An 858-nucleotide genomic window follows, 5' to 3' on the forward strand; every position below is an offset into this window, starting at 1 on the left:
GTATTGTATTTTATACTACTATATAGATATTATAAAATGAATAATCGTTAATTATAGTTTGAAAACAGGTTTGTTATCAGTTTTTTTAGAAATCTTACAGGCGTGTAAGATAAATGAAAGATGAATCAATATGTGCTATAAGACAATTCATTTACACTATATTGTGAGAAGTGCAAATGAAGGGAGAATATAAATGGAAATTCTACATGCAAAAAGTATTAGTAAAGTATATAAAGGGAAAGTACCTTTTAAAGCATTGGTAGATATTGATTTATCAATTCAAGAAGGTGAATTTATAGGGATTATGGGGCCATCAGGGAGCGGGAAAACAACGTTATTAAATATGGTATCTACTATCGACTCTCCGACATCGGGAGAAATATTAATAAATGGTACAAATCCTTTCCAGTTATCATCAGACAGTTTAGCTTTATTTCGTAGGAAACAATTAGGATTTGTTTTTCAATCATTTAATTTACTTAGCACACTTACAGTGAAAGAAAACATTGTATTGCCGATGACATTAGATGGTGTWTCTGTACAAGAAATGAACAAACGAGTKGAAGAAATTGCAGAGAAATTAAATATTRCAGATATATTGAGTAAAAGAACWTTTGAAATWTCAGGGGGKCARGCTCAAAGAACAGCAATCGCTCGTGCWATYGTTCATAAGCCRCAATTATTACTTGCAGATGAACCAACAGGGAATTTAGACTCTAAATCTTCAAATGATGTAATGGAGATGCTAGATACTYTWAATAAAGAAGAAAAAGCWACGATGATGTTAGTTACACATGATCCGTATGCAGCGAGTTTTTGCAGCAGAGTYATATTTATTAAAGATGGTCAACTATATAA

The 858-nt window shown here is 31.4% G+C and carries 1 protein-coding gene; it reads left to right on the forward strand.

Annotation, left to right across the window (positions count from 1 at the left end; all coding sequences use genetic code 11):
* Positions 1-193: 193 nt before the first annotated feature.
* Positions 194-858 (forward strand): ABC transporter ATP-binding protein (locus AC1DJR_RS31800; RefSeq protein ID WP_477004449.1); only part of this gene is annotated, 665 nt, incomplete at its 3' end.

It is taken from the genome of Bacillus sp. 05T31 (assembly GCF_056396725.1).